The sequence below is a fragment of the Arcicella sp. GW458-12-2-14-TSB2 genome (genome assembly GCF_059423785.1).
Genome location: NZ_JBWKYN010000058.1, coordinates 14,448 through 30,169 on the forward strand (window position 1 = coordinate 14,448; position 15,722 = coordinate 30,169).

Genomic DNA, 15,722 nt, shown 5'->3' on the forward strand with positions numbered 1-15,722 from the left:
CATAAACCTTTGAGGTTAAGGTTTTTAAATAATTTATCATGGGAAAGCACGCTCAAGAAGGTTGCCCGAGATGTGGGAAAGTTTTTATCTGTAAGGTAAATAATATCTTACAGTGCGACTGTATGAAAATCAATCTAACCAAAACCCAAATTGAACACATTTCAGATATTAGTCAGTGGGAGTTTGATGGAGCGTGCTTGTGCAATGAATGTTTAGAGGAACTAAAAGCAGAAGTGTCGTAGTCATAGGCTTTCGGAAGTCGGATTTCAGTTTTCGGCTTTCGGGTGATATTAGGCAAGAACACAAAAAATCTTATTTCTTGCATCTTGTTTCTCCAGTCTAGCGTCTTATGTCTTGAATCTTCCGTCTAGTATCTTAAAGTCCTCAAGTCTAATAATCCTCAAGTCCTTCTTCCAAAAAGTCCCCCTCCCCAAATTCCTTTACACAAATTTCATCTACATCAGGTCAGGTCTGACATCGAAAATGAATAGCTTTGCTGAAAAAATCTCAAACAGTCAGTAAATGAAAAAATCTTTCTATTCTCTGCTATTAATACTTTTAATAAGTACTTCTATGAGCAGTTATTCACAACAAAAATTGAATGTAATGACTTTCAATATCCGCATGGAAACTGTGCAGGATGGCGAAAATCAATGGGCTAAACGCAAGGAAAATCTTAGTAGTATGCTAGATTTTTATGAAGCAGATATTTGTGGAATGCAAGAGGTATTAGTCGGACAGATTAGAGATTTAACCAAATTACTTCCTAATTATGCCTATGTAGGCGTAGGGCGTGATGATGCTAAAGAAGGAGGAGAGTTTTCGCCCACATTTTATAGAAAAGATAAGTTTACAATTTTGGAAAGCAATACTTTTTGGTTAAGCCAAACACCTGATGTACCAAGCAAAAGTTGGGATGCCGCATTGAATCGTATTGTTACTTATGCCAAATTCAGAGACAATAAAACCAAGAAAGTATTCTATTTCTTCAATACGCACTTCGACCATATTGGTCAAGTAGCTCGTCGTGAAAGTGCTAAAATGTTAGTCGCTAAAATCAAAGCAGTTGATGCTAAAATTCCTGTGATTCTGACAGGAGATTTCAACAGTACTCCGACAGAAGAGCCAACTGTTATCATTAATGCAGGATTAATTGATACGGAGAAAGTTACTTCAACACCACACTTTGGTCCAGTAAGTACTTTTAATGGATTTCAGGCTAAAGAAATAGAAGGGAAATTGATAGACTATATTTTTCTGAATACCGATAAAATCAAAGTATTGAAACACGGAACACTAAGTAATACTTGGAATGGTCGTTTTGCATCAGACCATCATGCTGTCTTTGCACAACTTGCATTTTAATCGGCTATCAGCTTTCGGTCTTCGGCTATCGGCGTTTTAGCTGATGACCGAAGACCGAAAGCTGATAGCTATAACAACGCCTTCACCATTCTATCTCTTCCAAAAAAGTCTTTCACTACCTCAACACTGCTAAAACCTTCGTCCCAGAATAAAGCTGCTGTTTCTAAACCAAATGATTGGTTAATTTCTACGATACAAAATCCATTTACCGATAAATGTTTTTTGGCAAATTTGGCGATAGCTTTATAAAAAATCAGTGGATTGCCGTCTTCTACAAAAAGAGCGAGGTGTGGCTCATAAGCCAATACATTTTTCTCCATCTCATGTTTTTCAAAATGGGTAACATAAGGAGGATTAGAAAGAATAATATCGAACATAGGTAGGGACTCATGCTTAGATTCATCCAAAAAATTTACCTCTTCAAAATCTACTTTTACCTTATTGGTTACTGCATTTTCCTGCGCAATTTGCAGTGCTTTTGTTGATATATCATAAGCTGTTACAGAGGCGTTATCAATACCGCCTCCCACAGAAATAGCAATACAACCCGTACCTGTGCCAATGTCTAATATTTTCGGATTCGATACAATCAACTTGCTTTTTACTAAATCCTGAAAAGTATTTAATGTTAGTTCAACTAATTCTTCTGTTTCTGGTCTGGGAATTAAAGTAGCAGGACTTACTTTGAATCTTCTTCCATAAAACTCCGTTTCGCCAATAATGTACTGAACAGGTTCATGATTTTTGAGTCGGGTGATAATATCTTGATAATCAAAAACCTCTTTTAGTGGATTATCCAGCAAAATATCTGTTTTAGAAATACCTTGAAAGTGTTCTAACACTAAATAAACGATGCTTTTTGCTTCGTTTTCATCATAAACAGCACTAATTTCGGATACTAATTGTTGAAAAAAGGTTTTTGCAGACATAAAATGATCAATAAAATTTATGCAAAGTTACAAAGAAATTTACGCTAACAAGTCTGAAATGTGGATGGCTCGTGCTTTGCAATTAGCTCGTTTAGGGGCAGAGACTGTATCGCCCAATCCGATGGTAGGTTGCGTAATTGTACATGATGGGAAAATAATTGGTGAAGGCTGGCATAAAAAGTATGGAGAAGCCCATGCAGAAGTAAATGCTGTAAATTCGGTAGTGGATAAATCTTTGTTGACAGAAGCTGATGTATATGTCACGCTTGAACCTTGTTCACATTTTGGCAAGACACCCCCTTGTGCAGATTTACTGGTAAAGCATGCCGTCAAGCGAGTAATCATTTGTAATGTAGATTCAAACCCATTGGTAGGAGGAAAGGGCATTGCCAAGCTACAAGCGGCGGGAATAGCGGTAGAGACGGGTATTTTAGCAGAACAAGGACGAGCATTGAATAAACGGTTTTTCACTTTTATCGAAAAGCAACGCCCTTATATTATTCTGAAATGGGCAGAAACTGCGGATGGGTTTATTGCTAAAGAGAATTTTGAAGCTGTTCAAATATCTAATGCTCTTTCCAGAAGGGTTGTTCATAAAATGCGTAGTGAAGAAGATGCCATCATGGTCGGCACTAATACGGCTCGGTATGATAACCCTAGTCTGAATAACCGTTTTTGGACTGGTAAAAGTCCTTTAAGAATCGTAATAGATAAAGACCTTTCCTTGGATAAATCCTTGCATATCTTTGATGGCTCACAGCCTACTATTTGCTATAATTTACTAGTAAATAAAGAAGAAAATAATGTTGTTTTTGTGAAAATAGAGCAAGAAAAAGACTTTTTATCGACAATTATACAAGATTTAACACAACGAAAAGTACAATCGTTGATTGTGGAAGGAGGTAGTAAATTATTGCAAAGCTTTATCGATGCCAATCTATGGGATGAAGCAATTGTATTACAAAGTAAGAAAATACTAGAGAGAGGTATAGCTACCCCCCAAATTAAAGGTGTTGCTAGTGTAAGCGAAAAGCTTGGTAGTGATAATATCCTTACACTTTACCACCAACTACCTTTAAACCAATAATTCCTACCGTAATTAACAAAAGAAAAAAGACTTCAGACCAATTTAACTTTGCATGAAAGAAGGCTATTTCGGCTATTTTAATAAAAATCAATGTGGCTGCTGTCCATACCGCCATTGCCGTAGCTGTGGGAACAGTTTTAAGCGCAACGGAGAAAAAATAAACATTGGCTAATCCAAAAACGATATAACCCAAGAATGGCATTAGTGTTAGAATCCCTTCTGTAGCGAAATACTTGTTTAAGGGAAGTGCTTTAATATCTTTAAAACTAAATAATTTTAAAGAGAAAGTCCATGCTGCTTCAAACAAAGCAGCAATAATAAGGTATATCCAAGCCATTTATGTAAGGTCTGAGGGGTGATTATTGGAATCTTTATTTTCTTCTATTTTGTGTTGTTCTATTCTACGGTAATTCATACTCGAGTTTTCAATTAGAAAATAATGTTCAATATCTTCAATCCAATGTGTGATTTTTTTCAAAATGGTAGGGCGAAGGTTATAATACCATGCAAACCATTTAAAGCGTAATAATTTCTTTTCATCAAAACGTTTAACCGAAAAAGCGTGCTGTAAGAAATAGTCTTTCGGATAGTCATAATATAATCCCCAATTTTCTCGCTCATTGCCTGGTTTGTGTCCAGGGAAATACACTGTACCAAAAAGATAGTCCCAGAAGGCAAATTTTGTTGCAAAATTAGCATGAAACACTTCTTGATAATTGGAATGATGCCATAAATGCAATTCTGGTGAATTAAAAATATACTTCCATTTACCCATTTTTACATCAATATTAGCATGAATAAACATGCCAAAAATAGCATCTAATAAGGCTTTAATCGGTAGAACAGCAGGGTCTGCACCTAAGACAATGATGGGTAGAAATTCAATGGTTTGATTAATGATAATTTCTACAGCATGTGAACGCGAACCTTCTAAAAAGTCAACTTCTTTTCCAGAGTGATGTGCTTCATGTGTTCTCCAGAAAAATTTATTGGAGTGTTGAAAGCGATGAAACCAATAGATATAAAAATCGTGTGTAATCAGAAAGAAAAGAACTTGTACTGGAACTGACCAATGTTTAACAAATTGGTATTCAGACCAATCGAAACTTGTATTGATTGGCTGAATAATGTAATCGAAAATAAGAATTTTAAGAAAGAAACTCTGAATAATGGTATACCAAACTAAATCCACCCAAAAGCCTTCTCTGAAAAGCTTTAAACCTTTACGATATGGATATAACCTTTCCATCAGAATAATAAAAATTATCCAACATATTAATATTGAAGTGGTTATTGTTAAGAGATTCATATTGGTTGTATGATAATATTACGCGGAAAAGGAATTTCCATTAATTACTTTATTTGTCTGAATTTTATAGAAATTAAGAGGTAGAAACTTTACAAAAGCTTCTACCTCTTGAACAAAATCTACTTCCTCTAATCAATATTAGATAATAAAACCGACATTTACTGATAAGCTTAATATTAATTTAATAAACACTAAGCAGAGTATTCTGCTGAGATATGTTTTCTAAGCTTTTTCATCTGAGATATCTCAGCTTCATATACTTTTTTAACGCCATCACCTACCGAAATTTCTACGTCACGGATGTCTTTTACTAAACGTGATAAGCCCTGAGGCTCTACAGAAGCAGCATGGTCAGAACCCCACATAGCACGGTCTAGTGTGAAATGACGCTCTACAAAAGTAGCACCTAAAGCCACAGCCGCTACAGTGGTAGCCAAGCCTGTTTCATGGCCAGAATAACCAATAGGAGTATCTGGGAACATTTCACCCAACGTTTTAATCATGCTTAAATTCAATTCTTCTGGCTTACATGGATAAGCTGAAGTAGAATGAGCAATCATCAATGGGTAGTTTTCATCAAAGTTTTTAATGAAAGCAACTGTCTCAACAATCTCTTTTACAGTTGACATACCTGTTGAAATCATTAATGGGCGACCAGTATGAAGAATTTTCTCGATTAATTCTAAGTCAGTTAGAGAAGCCGAAGCTAATTTGTATAATACTGGGCTAAAGTGCTCTAAGAAATCAACCGACTCAACATCCCAAGGTGATGCAAACCAGTCGATACCTCTTTGTTTAGCGTGCTGGTCGATGGCTGAATATTCTAAATTGCCAAATTCAGTTTTACGTTTGTAGTCGATGTACGACATTCTTCCCCAAGGAGTATCACGCTGAATTTCCCATTGGTCAAGTGGAACACATAATTCAGGTGTTCTTTTTTGAAATTTTACAGCGTCTGCTTTTGCATTTGCCCCTTCGTCAATCAGTTGTTTGGCAACGTCTAAAGAACCATTGTGATTGATTCCGATTTCGGCAATAATGTAGCATGGCTGACCCTTACCGATAACTTTTCCTGATGATAATGTAACGTTTTTCATTTGTAATGGACGTAAAAACCCCCTGACCCCCGAGGAGGGTTTGTTAGAAAAGTATTGATGTCTTTGGGGATAAGAGATTGTATAAATAGTTAGATTTATACAATCTCTGGAAGACATTATTGTTTAAATTTTTAAAATCAATTAAGATTGTGCCGCAATAATCAATTCTGCAAACTCTCTGAAACAGCCTTCGCCACCTTTGTTTTGACAGATATAATCGGCTACTTCTTTGGTAAAACTAATGGCATCATTAGGACAAGCAGTTAGTCCCACATTTTGCATAATTTCAATATCGTTTACATCGTCACCGATGTAGGCAATGTTGTTTTTGGTAAGATTACGGCTAACCATTATCTGTGTTAGAATAGCCAATTTGTCTTTGATACCTAGGTGTAATTCCGTGATTTTTAGCTTTTCAGCTCTTTTCACCACTGAAGGAGAAACCTCTCCTGTGATAATAGCAGTTTCTACATTGACTGATTTACGAAGTCTTTCTACACCCATTCCATCACGGATATTGAATTTTTTTAATACCTCGCCATTCTCGCCATAATAAACGCCTGCGTCTGTCAGCACACCATCACAATCAGTAATGAGTAATTTTATATGCTTTGCTTTTTCGTGTATATTCATGTTTTATTGAGTGATTGAGATAGTTTTTAGTTAGTGAATTGTGAGTTAGTGATTGAGTGAATGATTCAAAATAGGATTTTATACATTCTTTGATTTAACTCAGAATTTGCTAGTTTATAATTCACTAACTCACAACTATTCCAATCACAATTAAACAGCCGTCCAACCACCATCTACAACTAAGTTTGCGCCTGTCATGTATGCAGAGGCATCAGAAGCTAGGTAAATCAAAGCTCCTTGATAGTCGTTTGCAGTAGCCATTCGACCTAATAAAGTTTTGGCTGAATAATTCTTTACAAAATATTCGTCTTGAGCATTTCCTACACCGCCGGGCGAAAGCGTATTTACTCTTACGCCTTTGTTTCCCCAATAAGCCGCTAGATATCTTGTAAAATTGATAATAGCTCCCTTAGTAGTAGGATATGATGGCGATTTGAAAAATAACTGCTCGCCTGCTTCGTTACGGTAAATGCTTTGATCTGGCCCAACAATTCCGTAAGTAGAAGCGATGTTGATAATACTTCCACTACCTTGTTCAGCCATGACCGAACCAAATATTTGTGAGCATAAAAACACGCCTAAAACATTTACTTCTAACGACTTGCGGAAAGATGCTATCGGGTATTTTTCAAAAGCCGAAAGCTCTGCTGCTAGTTCTGGATTTTCAAACATATCATTGATAGCAGCATTGTTTACCAAAATATCTATCGACCCAAAACGAGCTATGATTGCTTGTTTTGCATTTTCTAAAGAGGCTTCGTCAGTAACATCTATGCTTATTCCTATCGCTTTCTCTCCAAAGTTTTCCGCAAATTTTTGTGGGTTTGCCTGCGCAATATCTGCCACTACTACATTGGCTCCAGCCGCTACTAACGCTTCGCAATGCTTTTTACCGATAAGTCCAGTGCCACCCGTTACGATAGCCGTTTTCCCTTCCAAAGAAAATAATTGAGAGAGGTTCAAATCAGGACTTGTGATTGTATTTTCCATAAATAATTTAACGTATCTAAAATCAAGCAGATTATTTATAACTAGCTTATGTAATCTTAAATTATTAGCTCATCGCTCATAACTCACAGCTTTCTTAAGCTTTAGCCAAAGCAGGCTTAATATTATAATTGCTAGTTTTTCTGAAAACTGCTTCTAATACTTCACCTTTCAAGTATGATTTTACATCATTACTTTCGATAGCTTCTTTCAAAATAGGCATTACCTCGCGATAGGCCGAAAGTGTATAATTGATGTCTTCGTCTGAATGGCTAAAACACATATTATGGAAACCAGCCCATAAAACACCACGCTTAATCATTTCTTGTTGTACCAAAGCCTTTACTTCTAAGCCGTTACCAGCTTCAGGTGCAAACGTCACCATCGAACGGCAGTTATAACCAATACACTTAGTAAGGTTTTCTAAGCCAAATTCTTTCGCGATTTCGTTATAGCCATCTTTGATAATTTGCCCTTTAGCATCTAAATAAGCAGGTACATTTTTATCCCTGATTTCTTTGATAGTAGCAATACTTGCTGCCAAAGAAAGAGCTTCACCACCAAAAGTAGTGTAGCTGAATACATCACTATTGAATAATTCCATTACATCAGCACGACCCGTCAATAATGCAATAGGCATCCCATTTGCACACGCTTTTGAATAGACAGCTAAATCAGGCACAACATTGAAATATTCCTGAGCACCACCCAATGCAATACGGAAGCCCGTCCACATTTCATCAAAAATGAGTAATGTGCCATTTTCACGACAAAGCGTTGCTAATTCCTGTAAGAAATTGTTTTGTGGGGCTTCGAAAATGAAAGGTTCAAGGATAATAGCAGCTACGTCTTCATCCAACGCCTCACGGATTGCTTGAATATTGTTGTATTCAAACGTATAGGTCATGTTTTGAATAGCCTCTGGAATACCCGCATTACGGCTTGTAATACCGATATACCAATCGTGCCAGCCATGATAACCACAACAGAAAATCTTTTCACGACCAGTGAAAGCACGTGCAACACGGATAGCCGCTGAACAAACATCCGCACCAGTTTTTGAAATCTTTACAGCCTCGGCATTAGGAATTACTTCTTGAATCAATTCAGAAAGTTCTACTTCTAAAGGATGCATCAATGAAAACGTGATTCCATCTTCTAACTGTTGCTTAATGGCTTCATCTACTACAGGATAAGCATAACCTAATGAAAGCGGGCCAATCGCAGCATTAAAATCGATGTATTCGTTGCCATCAACATCCCAAACGTGCGAGCCTTTTCCTTTTTTCAAATACTTAGGAGCTACGCCCTTCGTAAACTGACCTGGTCCCTTGGCAAGGGTTTGCGTAATTGGTTTTTGTACTTTTAAAGCTCTATTATACAGACTATCAGACTCGGTGATAGTTGGATAATTATCGTTAGATTTTATTGAATTTGGCATTTTTGTTGGAATTTAGGATCGTTGGACTTTAAGACTTTAGGATGAAAGAATCAAGAGATGATTAAGGTTGAGGAAGCAAAATTCAGAAGAATTTGATTCATCAACTCATGGCTCATTGCTCAAGGCTTACAGCTTCCTCATGAGCCAATATTTTTTCAGCCATTTGTTTTCCCGTGAATCCTTCATATGCTAGTACTTCGTTCAAACGTGCTGGTTTAAACCATTTTTCTACTAAAGCAATTGGTAACACATCGGCCGTAATTCTATTTTTCAATAAAGTTTCGGCAACGATAGTATATAATCCACCAGTTAAGAAGTGGTCTTCGATAGTTACCACTAAATCTGATTGTAGCGCAGCTTTTACAATAGCTTGTTCGTCTACAGGTTTAAGGCTTCTCATGTTTACCAAACCTACTGATTTACCTTCTTGACGTAAAATATCTGCTGTAATCAAAGCTTGTTCAAACATAAAACCATATACTAAGATAGTTACATCTGTTCCTTCTGCAATGATTTCAGCCTTCCCGATTTCAAAATTGGTATCATGTTGATACTGAGCAGGTCTTGTACAAATACGTACATAAGAAGGATTTGGAGTATTCCAGATTTGAGGTAACATCGTTACTAAATCATTTTCATCAGCAGGGGCAAAAACCTGCATATTCGGAATACCACGCATGATATTAATATCTTCAATGGCTTGGTGCGTAGGCCCGTTTCCGTCTGATAAAAAGCCGGGGATAAAACTGCTTAATTTCACAGGTAAATTAGCAATACCTGCATCAGTACGGATAAACTCAAAAGCACGCATTGACAAAAAAGCCGACAGAGCATGCACCACAGGAATGCGTCCGCGAAGTGCTAAGCCAGCGGCAGCACCAATCATCGTTTGTTCTGTTATACCTGTATCTATAAATCGTTTGCCCAAAACAGCTGGTAGATTTCTGACTAATGCACGGTTTTCGGCAGTCATTACTACAAAACGTTCGTCGTTAAGGGCTGTATTTTTTAATAATTCTTCGTACATAATTTTATATATTTTTTAAGTCATCGGATTTCGGCTATCAGATTTCGGATTAAAGATTTTATTATCATAAACTAAAGGCTGAAAGCTGACATCCGAAAGCTGATAGCTATCTATCTAACTACTAACACTTCAGATTCGATATTAGCTGAATGAACACCATGTAATTCTTCCATCAATTGTGATACCTCATTGGCTGAGAAATTACAGAACCAACGGTCAGCACGAGCTTCTATACTTGGTAATCCTTTCCCACGGATAGTATCAGCAATCACTACGTGAAGTTTGCCTTTGCGTTCATCTAAACTTGTAAAAGCTTCTTCTAAATCCAGAAAATTATGTCCGTCTATTCTTACTACATCCGCTCCAAAAGCTTTGAATTTATCGGTCAAAGGCTCCAATGGAATCAAATCTTCTGTAGCAATGTTTGCTTGGAACTGGTTACGATCAATCACAAAAACTAGGTTGTCTAATTTGTACGCATTGGCTACTAAAACAGCTTCCCAACAAGACCCTTCGTTTAATTCACCATCGCCCAAAATACAGATGATTCGGTTGTCAGTTCCTCTCATTTTACAATCTAAGGCTACACCAAGCGAAACAGCCGGTAGGTGGCCTAATGAACCTGAATGAAATTCGATACCCGGAATTTTAGTATTAGGGTGCCAGTAAATACTATCTGAAGTAGAAAGATGATTTTGAAGACGTTCAGCTTCTAAAATGCCCATTTCAACCAACGTTCCATACAAAGCAGGTACATCATGACCTTTTGAAAGAAACAAATAGTCACGATTAGGGTCGTCAAGATTTTCTTTGGTGATATTTAAAAAATTATTGTAGAGGTAAACCATCAAATCGGTAGCCGAAAGGGAAGCTCCTACAAAACAACCGCCATCCGTAGACATTCCGATGATGTGCTCACGGACACGTAATGCGATACTTTTTAATGTTTCTAATTTTTCTTCGGTCATTGTATTTATTTGGAATTTATGCTAAATACTAATTTTGGTTTGCTCAGGCGTGATGGTTTTCAATTCATCTAAATGATTTCTGTACCAATTTACACCTGCAAAACGTTCGTTAATAGTATATATTTCAGGTTTTTGCTGTAGCAACCTAAGAATATCGTCCAATGAAAACGCAGGATTTTGTGGATATAATTCTTCAAAAACACGCTTAATGAATAGATAGTCTTCGTGGTAGTCTATGGTAAAACGATGAGACATAGAATAGTCTAATCCTGTTTCCCAAGTAACATTTGCTAACCGAAATTTATCTGGATTTTCCCAAAAGTAGGGGGTAGTATGTTCTAATTCTAAAGGGCGACTGGCTTCATTCCAAGCTTTGCTCAATGCTTCAATCGTCATAATCTCTACATCGTTGCCGTCTGGATAAGTAGCAGGGTGAAGGTTACTCACAAAATCATATTTTCCTTCATTTTCAATATAAAAATCCAATACTTTATCCACAATTCTTGGGTCGATAAGCGGGCAATCAGAAGGGATTTTTATGACAATTTTGGCATTAGTCAAGACGCCAACCTGATAATGTCTGTCTAATAAATTATTCAAGCTCCCACGGTAACAGATTATGTTTTTTTCTTGACAAAACTGTTCAATTACATCATCTTGCTGGTCTTCTGAGGTAGCAATTACAATAGTAGCCTGATGTTTAATTTGTTGTAAACGTTCTATCATTCTATATAGCAGACTTTCGCCCAAAATAGGTAATAATACCTTTTTGGGTAATCTACTAGACGACATCCGAGCTTGAACAACAATCGTAATTTCTGACATTATTTTAATATATTATTTTGAAACAAAATGTCTGTAAGAAATGGGTCAAAACTAAACCACATCAGCAAAAGAGTAATTTTAAATGTGTTAATCACGCATTCATTAAATCGCTCAATTACTTATAATACAGTCTATTCATATACCAATTCGCTAACAGCTTTATAGTCATACGACTTAACGAAATCTTCTTTCTTACCTTTAAATCCTAAAAAGTCTCTGCAAACCTGAGCGATATTTTTAGCCGAAGTACCTTTGTTTTGAATAGGCATTTGTCTGGTAAGTTCTTCTTTATCAAAGTACGAATGTACTTTTTTGCCAAGTGCCATTCCCACATATACTGCTGATGAATACTGCGTGATAAATTCATCACAGTTCGCAATCATTGGATTAATATTACCAGTAGTATAAATTATAGTTCCCTCAGGCGTATTCTCTTTGATTTCGTTAGTAGCTCTTTCAACAATTTCATTAGGATGAAGCTTGAATATCATTTGTCTCCCTGCTGCCTTTGCCACACAGTCTTTGATAAAACCGACTCTGTCTTCAGGTCTGAAGCATTCTCGTCCATCAGAAGTGGCCACTAAAACATAATTGTGTAAAGGGAAATCATTTATATGATACTGTTCACAATTATCAAAATTTGGAATACCTGTTACTAAAATTTTGTTGCTGTGTGTACCAATTTTTGAGAAGCGTTCTTTATAGCCTTCAGAAGCTGCACAATAAACATTACAAATATTTGAAGACCCATTTAATGATGTTCCAACAGCTAGATAAGGAGGTAATTTTAATCTTTTTATAAGCTTACTTATACCAGTATACTCGTCAATCATACCTTCTTGTACCCACAAGGTTTTATTTTGGAGCATTCTATCAGGAATAATCATATCTGAACAATAAACCACTAAATCGTATTGATTCTTTCTAGCTTTATAATCCAATTTGAGATGATGTTCATAACAGTATTTTTCAGAATTTTCTTTGAACTGCCCCGCCAATACAGTTTTATTCAGAAACTCAGTTTTGTCAATAACCCATTGGATAAAGGGTGAATCTGTAAAAATTTGGCTAAACCAACAATCAAATTCAGGAAGTTGTTCCGCAATTTGATGCATTTGAGTAGTTTGATTGATTGAACCAGTTATGAATAAAATCTTCTTTTTCATAGACTATCTTTTGATTTATTTAAAGCAAAATTATCAAGCAAGTATTAATTCAATATTATCTCGAAATTAAGTGTTTGTGAGTTTGAACTATATCTGGATGAAATTGATATTAAAGTATTTTTAAAACGTGTTTTAATATCAATGTTAAGCCTCTTTAGGTATGATATTTTGGTTTAAATTTGATTAAAAATCAAACCTCATTCTAAACCTAATTGCTGTTCCCGTACTGACATTTGGATTTTCTAAATAGCTTAAACGCTTTACAAAATCTAGTCGAAGTACTTTAAAGATATTCTCAATACCAAAACTCATTTCCATATAGGGTTTATTTTCTAGCGAAAAAGTAGTAGGCTTACCATTTTCGTCGACAGGTAATAACATTAATCCATTTTGTGCAGTTGGACGATTTTTATCACTTAACCTCCCCATCAATCCTTTAAAGGTAATCACTTCTCTTAACTTTAATTTTTTTATCAAAGGTAATTTGTTGAAAATAAATCCATTAAAATGGTGATCAACAAAAAGAGCAGCATATTCGTCACTAACAAATTCTAAAAAATTCATCAGGTTGTAGGCCTCTGGTTGATAAGCATAACTTTGGTTAGCTCTATGAATTGTTAATAATGGGTAAGGCAATGTATTAAACGTTTTGCCACCTTCTAACGTAAAATCGGTGTAGCCAATAGGAGGTAAATACATTCGTTTATGGGCATAGCCTACTAAACGGTGGAAATTGTATTGCCCATCCAATAAACCTTTTACGCCTAAGGTATATCGTATCTGAAAGGTAGGATATTTGTTAATAATCGGGATACGATAATTTTTGCCTTGATAAAATTGTTCGTTAGGGGCATATTTTAGCCCAATCATCAACTCGCTACTAATCACTTCGGGCGTAGAAGTAATATTACCATCTTTGATAGTATTAAAAGTAAGGGCACCAGTAGGCGTTTGTCTGATATTTTTGAAATTGACGTTCACCGTTAACCCTGACCTCGATTCATTTAAATAATCCAGATTGATTACTTTATTATAGGTCATTTTATTATTTTGACCTCTTTTAAAGGAAAGCAAAAAATTATCTTCTTGAACAAACTGTAATTCCTGACCTGGAATTTTTATTTCATCTTGATAAGAAATCCTAAGGTGTTTGATAGGATAGGTATAGGTATTATGGTCTGTCAAGGAGAAAGTGGCAGAAGCAAAATACTTATAACGTTCGTCTCTGAAACCGTAGGCAGCATAGCCCTCAAAAGCCATTTTGTCACTAAAAGTAGGTGTTGTTCGTCCGCCTACTCGTAGTCTAAATCCTTCTATCGTATTAAAACTGTAAAATGTATTTACTGGACCAATTTCAAAGCCTCCCATTGGCTTATAACCTTCCAGTAAAAAAGTGGCGGTATTCATGAAACGCTGAAAAGCGGGCACTTTTTTTACACTATCAACCATCGTGTAAATCCCCAATTCTTTTGATGACAGTTCCTGATGTCGGTTCTGTTGCCAAAAGCTATCATCTCTATTGGCGGCATCTTTTAAGATGTCTGTTTTTAGACCTGAAAACTTTTCATCACTGATGGGTTTATTGATAACGTACCTATTATACGACACGCTCCTTTGCCCAAAAAGCCCCATACCATTTTCCTTTTTCAATAGGTTGAATTCAATCGCCAAATCGTCTTTAGTCAGCATCAAGCCTTCGTTTTCAATAAAGTCATACTCTTGAGCCACTCTTAAATCTGTCACAAAATTCACGTTAATGTCTTTAGAAAAGCCCATTTGTACCTTTCTAATCGCATAACTAGAATCCAGTGCTATCAACATTGTTCCTTGAAAAAGCTGGTCATTAGAATTCCTTGGAGAGAAACCTAAATTGACACACTTGGTTCCTTTAAAGCTGGTGGTGTCAATAATTACATAACGATAAAACTGAGGAGCAACAGGAGCAGTTGGTCCTAAAAACTGTGTGGCTAATAGTAGGATATTGTTGTCATACACATTTACGTCTTGGTACAAGGCCTCCAGATATAGTTTTATACCATTGTTATCTACATAGTTCCCCAAGCCCGTCATTTTCTCACCGCTAATTACTTCCTTTTTATTCTCTGGTGATTTTTTGTAGTAAACGTCTGATATAGTTTCTTTTAGGTACATTGGTAAATTTACTTTACCAGTGATTTGTGAAGTGTCGAGGTGATTAAATACAAAGTCGAATTTTTTCAAAGAGCGTTTGTTCCTGAATTTTTCAGAAATATTGCTAAGGTCAAATTCTAATTTTTCGTATTTATTATATTGATAAAAATCTAGGGCTTCTTTCCTGTTTTGGTCTTTGTGTTCTATAACCTTGCGAATCAATACCACAGCAGGATTATCTTTGTTGCGGTATTTATCTTTTTTACCTTTTACGGTTACTTCTTGTAAATCCGTATTTTGGGTTTTAAGCTTGAAAGTTACAGTTACAATTTTGCCACCATCTATTTCTCTAACCTCAGGGGTATAACCTACGAAGGCTACTCGCAGAGTAGGTTTTAACACAGGAGTTTCTAGATAAAAACTCCCATTCATATCTGTCTGAGTACCCTGTTTAGTTCCCATAATACTTACATTTACAAATGGCAACGTTTCTCCAGTTTTAGCATCGCTTACTTTTCCTTTGATACGAGTAAGCTGTTGTGCATAAATAATTGGTGTAATAGCTACAAAAAGTAGAAGTAAACAGGCTTTGAGTATTTTGTAATAATCACTCATTTTATAAAATTAATTTAAATAAAGCAGTTGAATTATATAGGAATGGCCATCAGAAATAGCCACATCTAATAAGGATTAACTTAAGAATATTTTTGAAAAAAAGAAATCAACATTTTTTAATAAACCAACCAAAAGTATGTTGG

The 15,722-nt window shown here is 35.9% G+C and carries 15 protein-coding genes; 3 read left to right on the plus strand and 12 right to left on the minus strand.

What is annotated here, in order from left to right:
* The first annotated feature begins 38 nt into the window (after positions 1–38).
* Positions 39–242, plus strand: a complete 204-nt coding sequence (locus AC07XN_RS10445) for a cysteine-rich CWC family protein (RefSeq protein ID WP_494743018.1) — start codon at positions 39–41, stop codon at positions 240–242.
* Between the two features lie 280 nt (positions 243–522).
* Positions 523–1,365 carry an endonuclease/exonuclease/phosphatase family protein gene (locus AC07XN_RS10450; protein ID WP_494743019.1) on the plus strand — a complete coding sequence of 281 codons (843 nt, stop codon included), beginning with the start codon at positions 523–525 and terminating at the stop codon, positions 1,363–1,365.
* 68 nt (positions 1,366–1,433) lie between these two features.
* Here AC07XN_RS10450 and prmC read toward each other — a convergent pair whose 3' ends face one another.
* Entirely contained in the window at positions 1,434–2,294 is an 861-nt protein-coding gene (gene prmC / locus AC07XN_RS10455; protein ID WP_494743020.1) for a peptide chain release factor N(5)-glutamine methyltransferase, read from the minus strand.
* A 19-nt stretch (positions 2,295–2,313) separates the two neighbouring features.
* Between prmC and ribD the strand changes: the two genes are divergently transcribed.
* Positions 2,314–3,381, plus strand: a complete 1,068-nt coding sequence (gene ribD, locus AC07XN_RS10460) for a bifunctional diaminohydroxyphosphoribosylaminopyrimidine deaminase/5-amino-6-(5-phosphoribosylamino)uracil reductase RibD (RefSeq protein ID WP_494743021.1) — start codon at positions 2,314–2,316, stop codon at positions 3,379–3,381.
* Here the strand turns inward: ribD and AC07XN_RS10465 are convergent.
* From AC07XN_RS10465 to AC07XN_RS10515, 11 genes are all read right to left on the minus strand, one after another.
* A complete protein-coding gene (locus AC07XN_RS10465; protein ID WP_494743022.1) occupies positions 3,347–3,718 on the minus strand; it encodes a DMT family transporter in 372 nt (123 codons plus the stop codon). The genes ribD and AC07XN_RS10465 overlap by 35 nt on opposite strands.
* Entirely contained in the window at positions 3,719–4,630 is a 912-nt protein-coding gene (locus tag AC07XN_RS10470) for a sterol desaturase family protein (RefSeq protein WP_309915482.1), read from the minus strand.
* Positions 4,631–4,881: 251 nt separating this feature from the next.
* Positions 4,882–5,787, minus strand: a complete 906-nt coding sequence (locus AC07XN_RS10475; protein WP_309915485.1) for an N-acetylneuraminate synthase family protein — start codon at positions 5,785–5,787, stop codon at positions 4,882–4,884.
* A 141-nt stretch (positions 5,788–5,928) separates the two neighbouring features.
* The gene (locus tag AC07XN_RS10480) at positions 5,929–6,420 is read right to left on the minus strand and encodes a KdsC family phosphatase (protein ID WP_309915488.1); all 492 of its coding nucleotides are present in this window, start codon (positions 6,418–6,420) and stop codon (positions 5,929–5,931) included.
* A gap of 150 nt (positions 6,421–6,570) precedes the next feature.
* Entirely contained in the window at positions 6,571–7,410 is an 840-nt protein-coding gene (locus AC07XN_RS10485) for an SDR family oxidoreductase (RefSeq protein WP_494743023.1), read from the minus strand.
* 94 nt (positions 7,411–7,504) lie between these two features.
* On the minus strand, positions 7,505–8,848 hold the full coding sequence (locus AC07XN_RS10490) for an aminotransferase class III-fold pyridoxal phosphate-dependent enzyme (RefSeq protein WP_494743024.1): 1,344 nt from the start codon (positions 8,846–8,848) through the stop codon (positions 7,505–7,507).
* 112 nt (positions 8,849–8,960) lie between these two features.
* Positions 8,961–9,875, minus strand: a complete 915-nt coding sequence (locus AC07XN_RS10495; protein WP_309915496.1) for a transketolase family protein — start codon at positions 9,873–9,875, stop codon at positions 8,961–8,963.
* 110 nt (positions 9,876–9,985) lie between these two features.
* Positions 9,986–10,843 (minus strand): transketolase, encoded by an 858-nt coding sequence (locus AC07XN_RS10500; protein ID WP_494743025.1) that lies wholly within the window; start codon positions 10,841–10,843, stop codon positions 9,986–9,988.
* Positions 10,844–10,864: 21 nt separating this feature from the next.
* Positions 10,865–11,668, minus strand: a complete 804-nt coding sequence (locus tag AC07XN_RS10505) for a cytidylyltransferase domain-containing protein (RefSeq protein ID WP_494743026.1) — start codon at positions 11,666–11,668, stop codon at positions 10,865–10,867.
* A gap of 131 nt (positions 11,669–11,799) precedes the next feature.
* Positions 11,800–12,834, minus strand: a complete 1,035-nt coding sequence (locus tag AC07XN_RS10510) for a CDP-glycerol glycerophosphotransferase family protein (protein ID WP_494743027.1) — start codon at positions 12,832–12,834, stop codon at positions 11,800–11,802.
* A gap of 183 nt (positions 12,835–13,017) precedes the next feature.
* Positions 13,018–15,579, minus strand: a complete 2,562-nt coding sequence (locus tag AC07XN_RS10515) for a DUF5686 and carboxypeptidase-like regulatory domain-containing protein (RefSeq protein WP_309915508.1) — start codon at positions 15,577–15,579, stop codon at positions 13,018–13,020.
* Positions 15,580–15,722 lie beyond the last annotated feature (143 nt).

Excerpts from the sequence above, each read along its gene's own strand:
- AC07XN_RS10445 (WP_494743018.1), top strand. The coding sequence starts at position 39 with ATGGGAAAGCACGCTCAAGAAGGTTGCCCGAGATGTGGGAAAGTTTTT.
- AC07XN_RS10450 (WP_494743019.1), top strand. The coding sequence starts at position 523 with ATGAAAAAATCTTTCTATTCTCTGCTATTAATACTTTTAATAAGTACT.
- prmC (WP_494743020.1), bottom strand. The coding sequence starts at position 2,294 with ATGTCTGCAAAAACCTTTTTTCAACAATTAGTATCCGAAATTAGTGCT.
- ribD (WP_494743021.1), top strand. The coding sequence starts at position 2,314 with ATGCAAAGTTACAAAGAAATTTACGCTAACAAGTCTGAAATGTGGATG.
- AC07XN_RS10465 (WP_494743022.1), bottom strand. The coding sequence starts at position 3,718 with ATGGCTTGGATATACCTTATTATTGCTGCTTTGTTTGAAGCAGCATGG.
- AC07XN_RS10470 (WP_309915482.1), bottom strand. The coding sequence starts at position 4,630 with ATGGAAAGGTTATATCCATATCGTAAAGGTTTAAAGCTTTTCAGAGAA.
- AC07XN_RS10475 (WP_309915485.1), bottom strand. The coding sequence starts at position 5,787 with ATGAAAAACGTTACATTATCATCAGGAAAAGTTATCGGTAAGGGTCAG.
- AC07XN_RS10480 (WP_309915488.1), bottom strand. The coding sequence starts at position 6,420 with ATGAATATACACGAAAAAGCAAAGCATATAAAATTACTCATTACTGAT.
- AC07XN_RS10485 (WP_494743023.1), bottom strand. The coding sequence starts at position 7,410 with ATGGAAAATACAATCACAAGTCCTGATTTGAACCTCTCTCAATTATTT.
- AC07XN_RS10490 (WP_494743024.1), bottom strand. The coding sequence starts at position 8,848 with ATGCCAAATTCAATAAAATCTAACGATAATTATCCAACTATCACCGAG.
- AC07XN_RS10495 (WP_309915496.1), bottom strand. The coding sequence starts at position 9,875 with ATGTACGAAGAATTATTAAAAAATACAGCCCTTAACGACGAACGTTTT.
- AC07XN_RS10500 (WP_494743025.1), bottom strand. The coding sequence starts at position 10,843 with ATGACCGAAGAAAAATTAGAAACATTAAAAAGTATCGCATTACGTGTC.
- AC07XN_RS10505 (WP_494743026.1), bottom strand. The coding sequence starts at position 11,668 with ATGTCAGAAATTACGATTGTTGTTCAAGCTCGGATGTCGTCTAGTAGA.
- AC07XN_RS10510 (WP_494743027.1), bottom strand. The coding sequence starts at position 12,834 with ATGAAAAAGAAGATTTTATTCATAACTGGTTCAATCAATCAAACTACT.
- AC07XN_RS10515 (WP_309915508.1), bottom strand. The coding sequence starts at position 15,579 with ATGAGTGATTATTACAAAATACTCAAAGCCTGTTTACTTCTACTTTTT.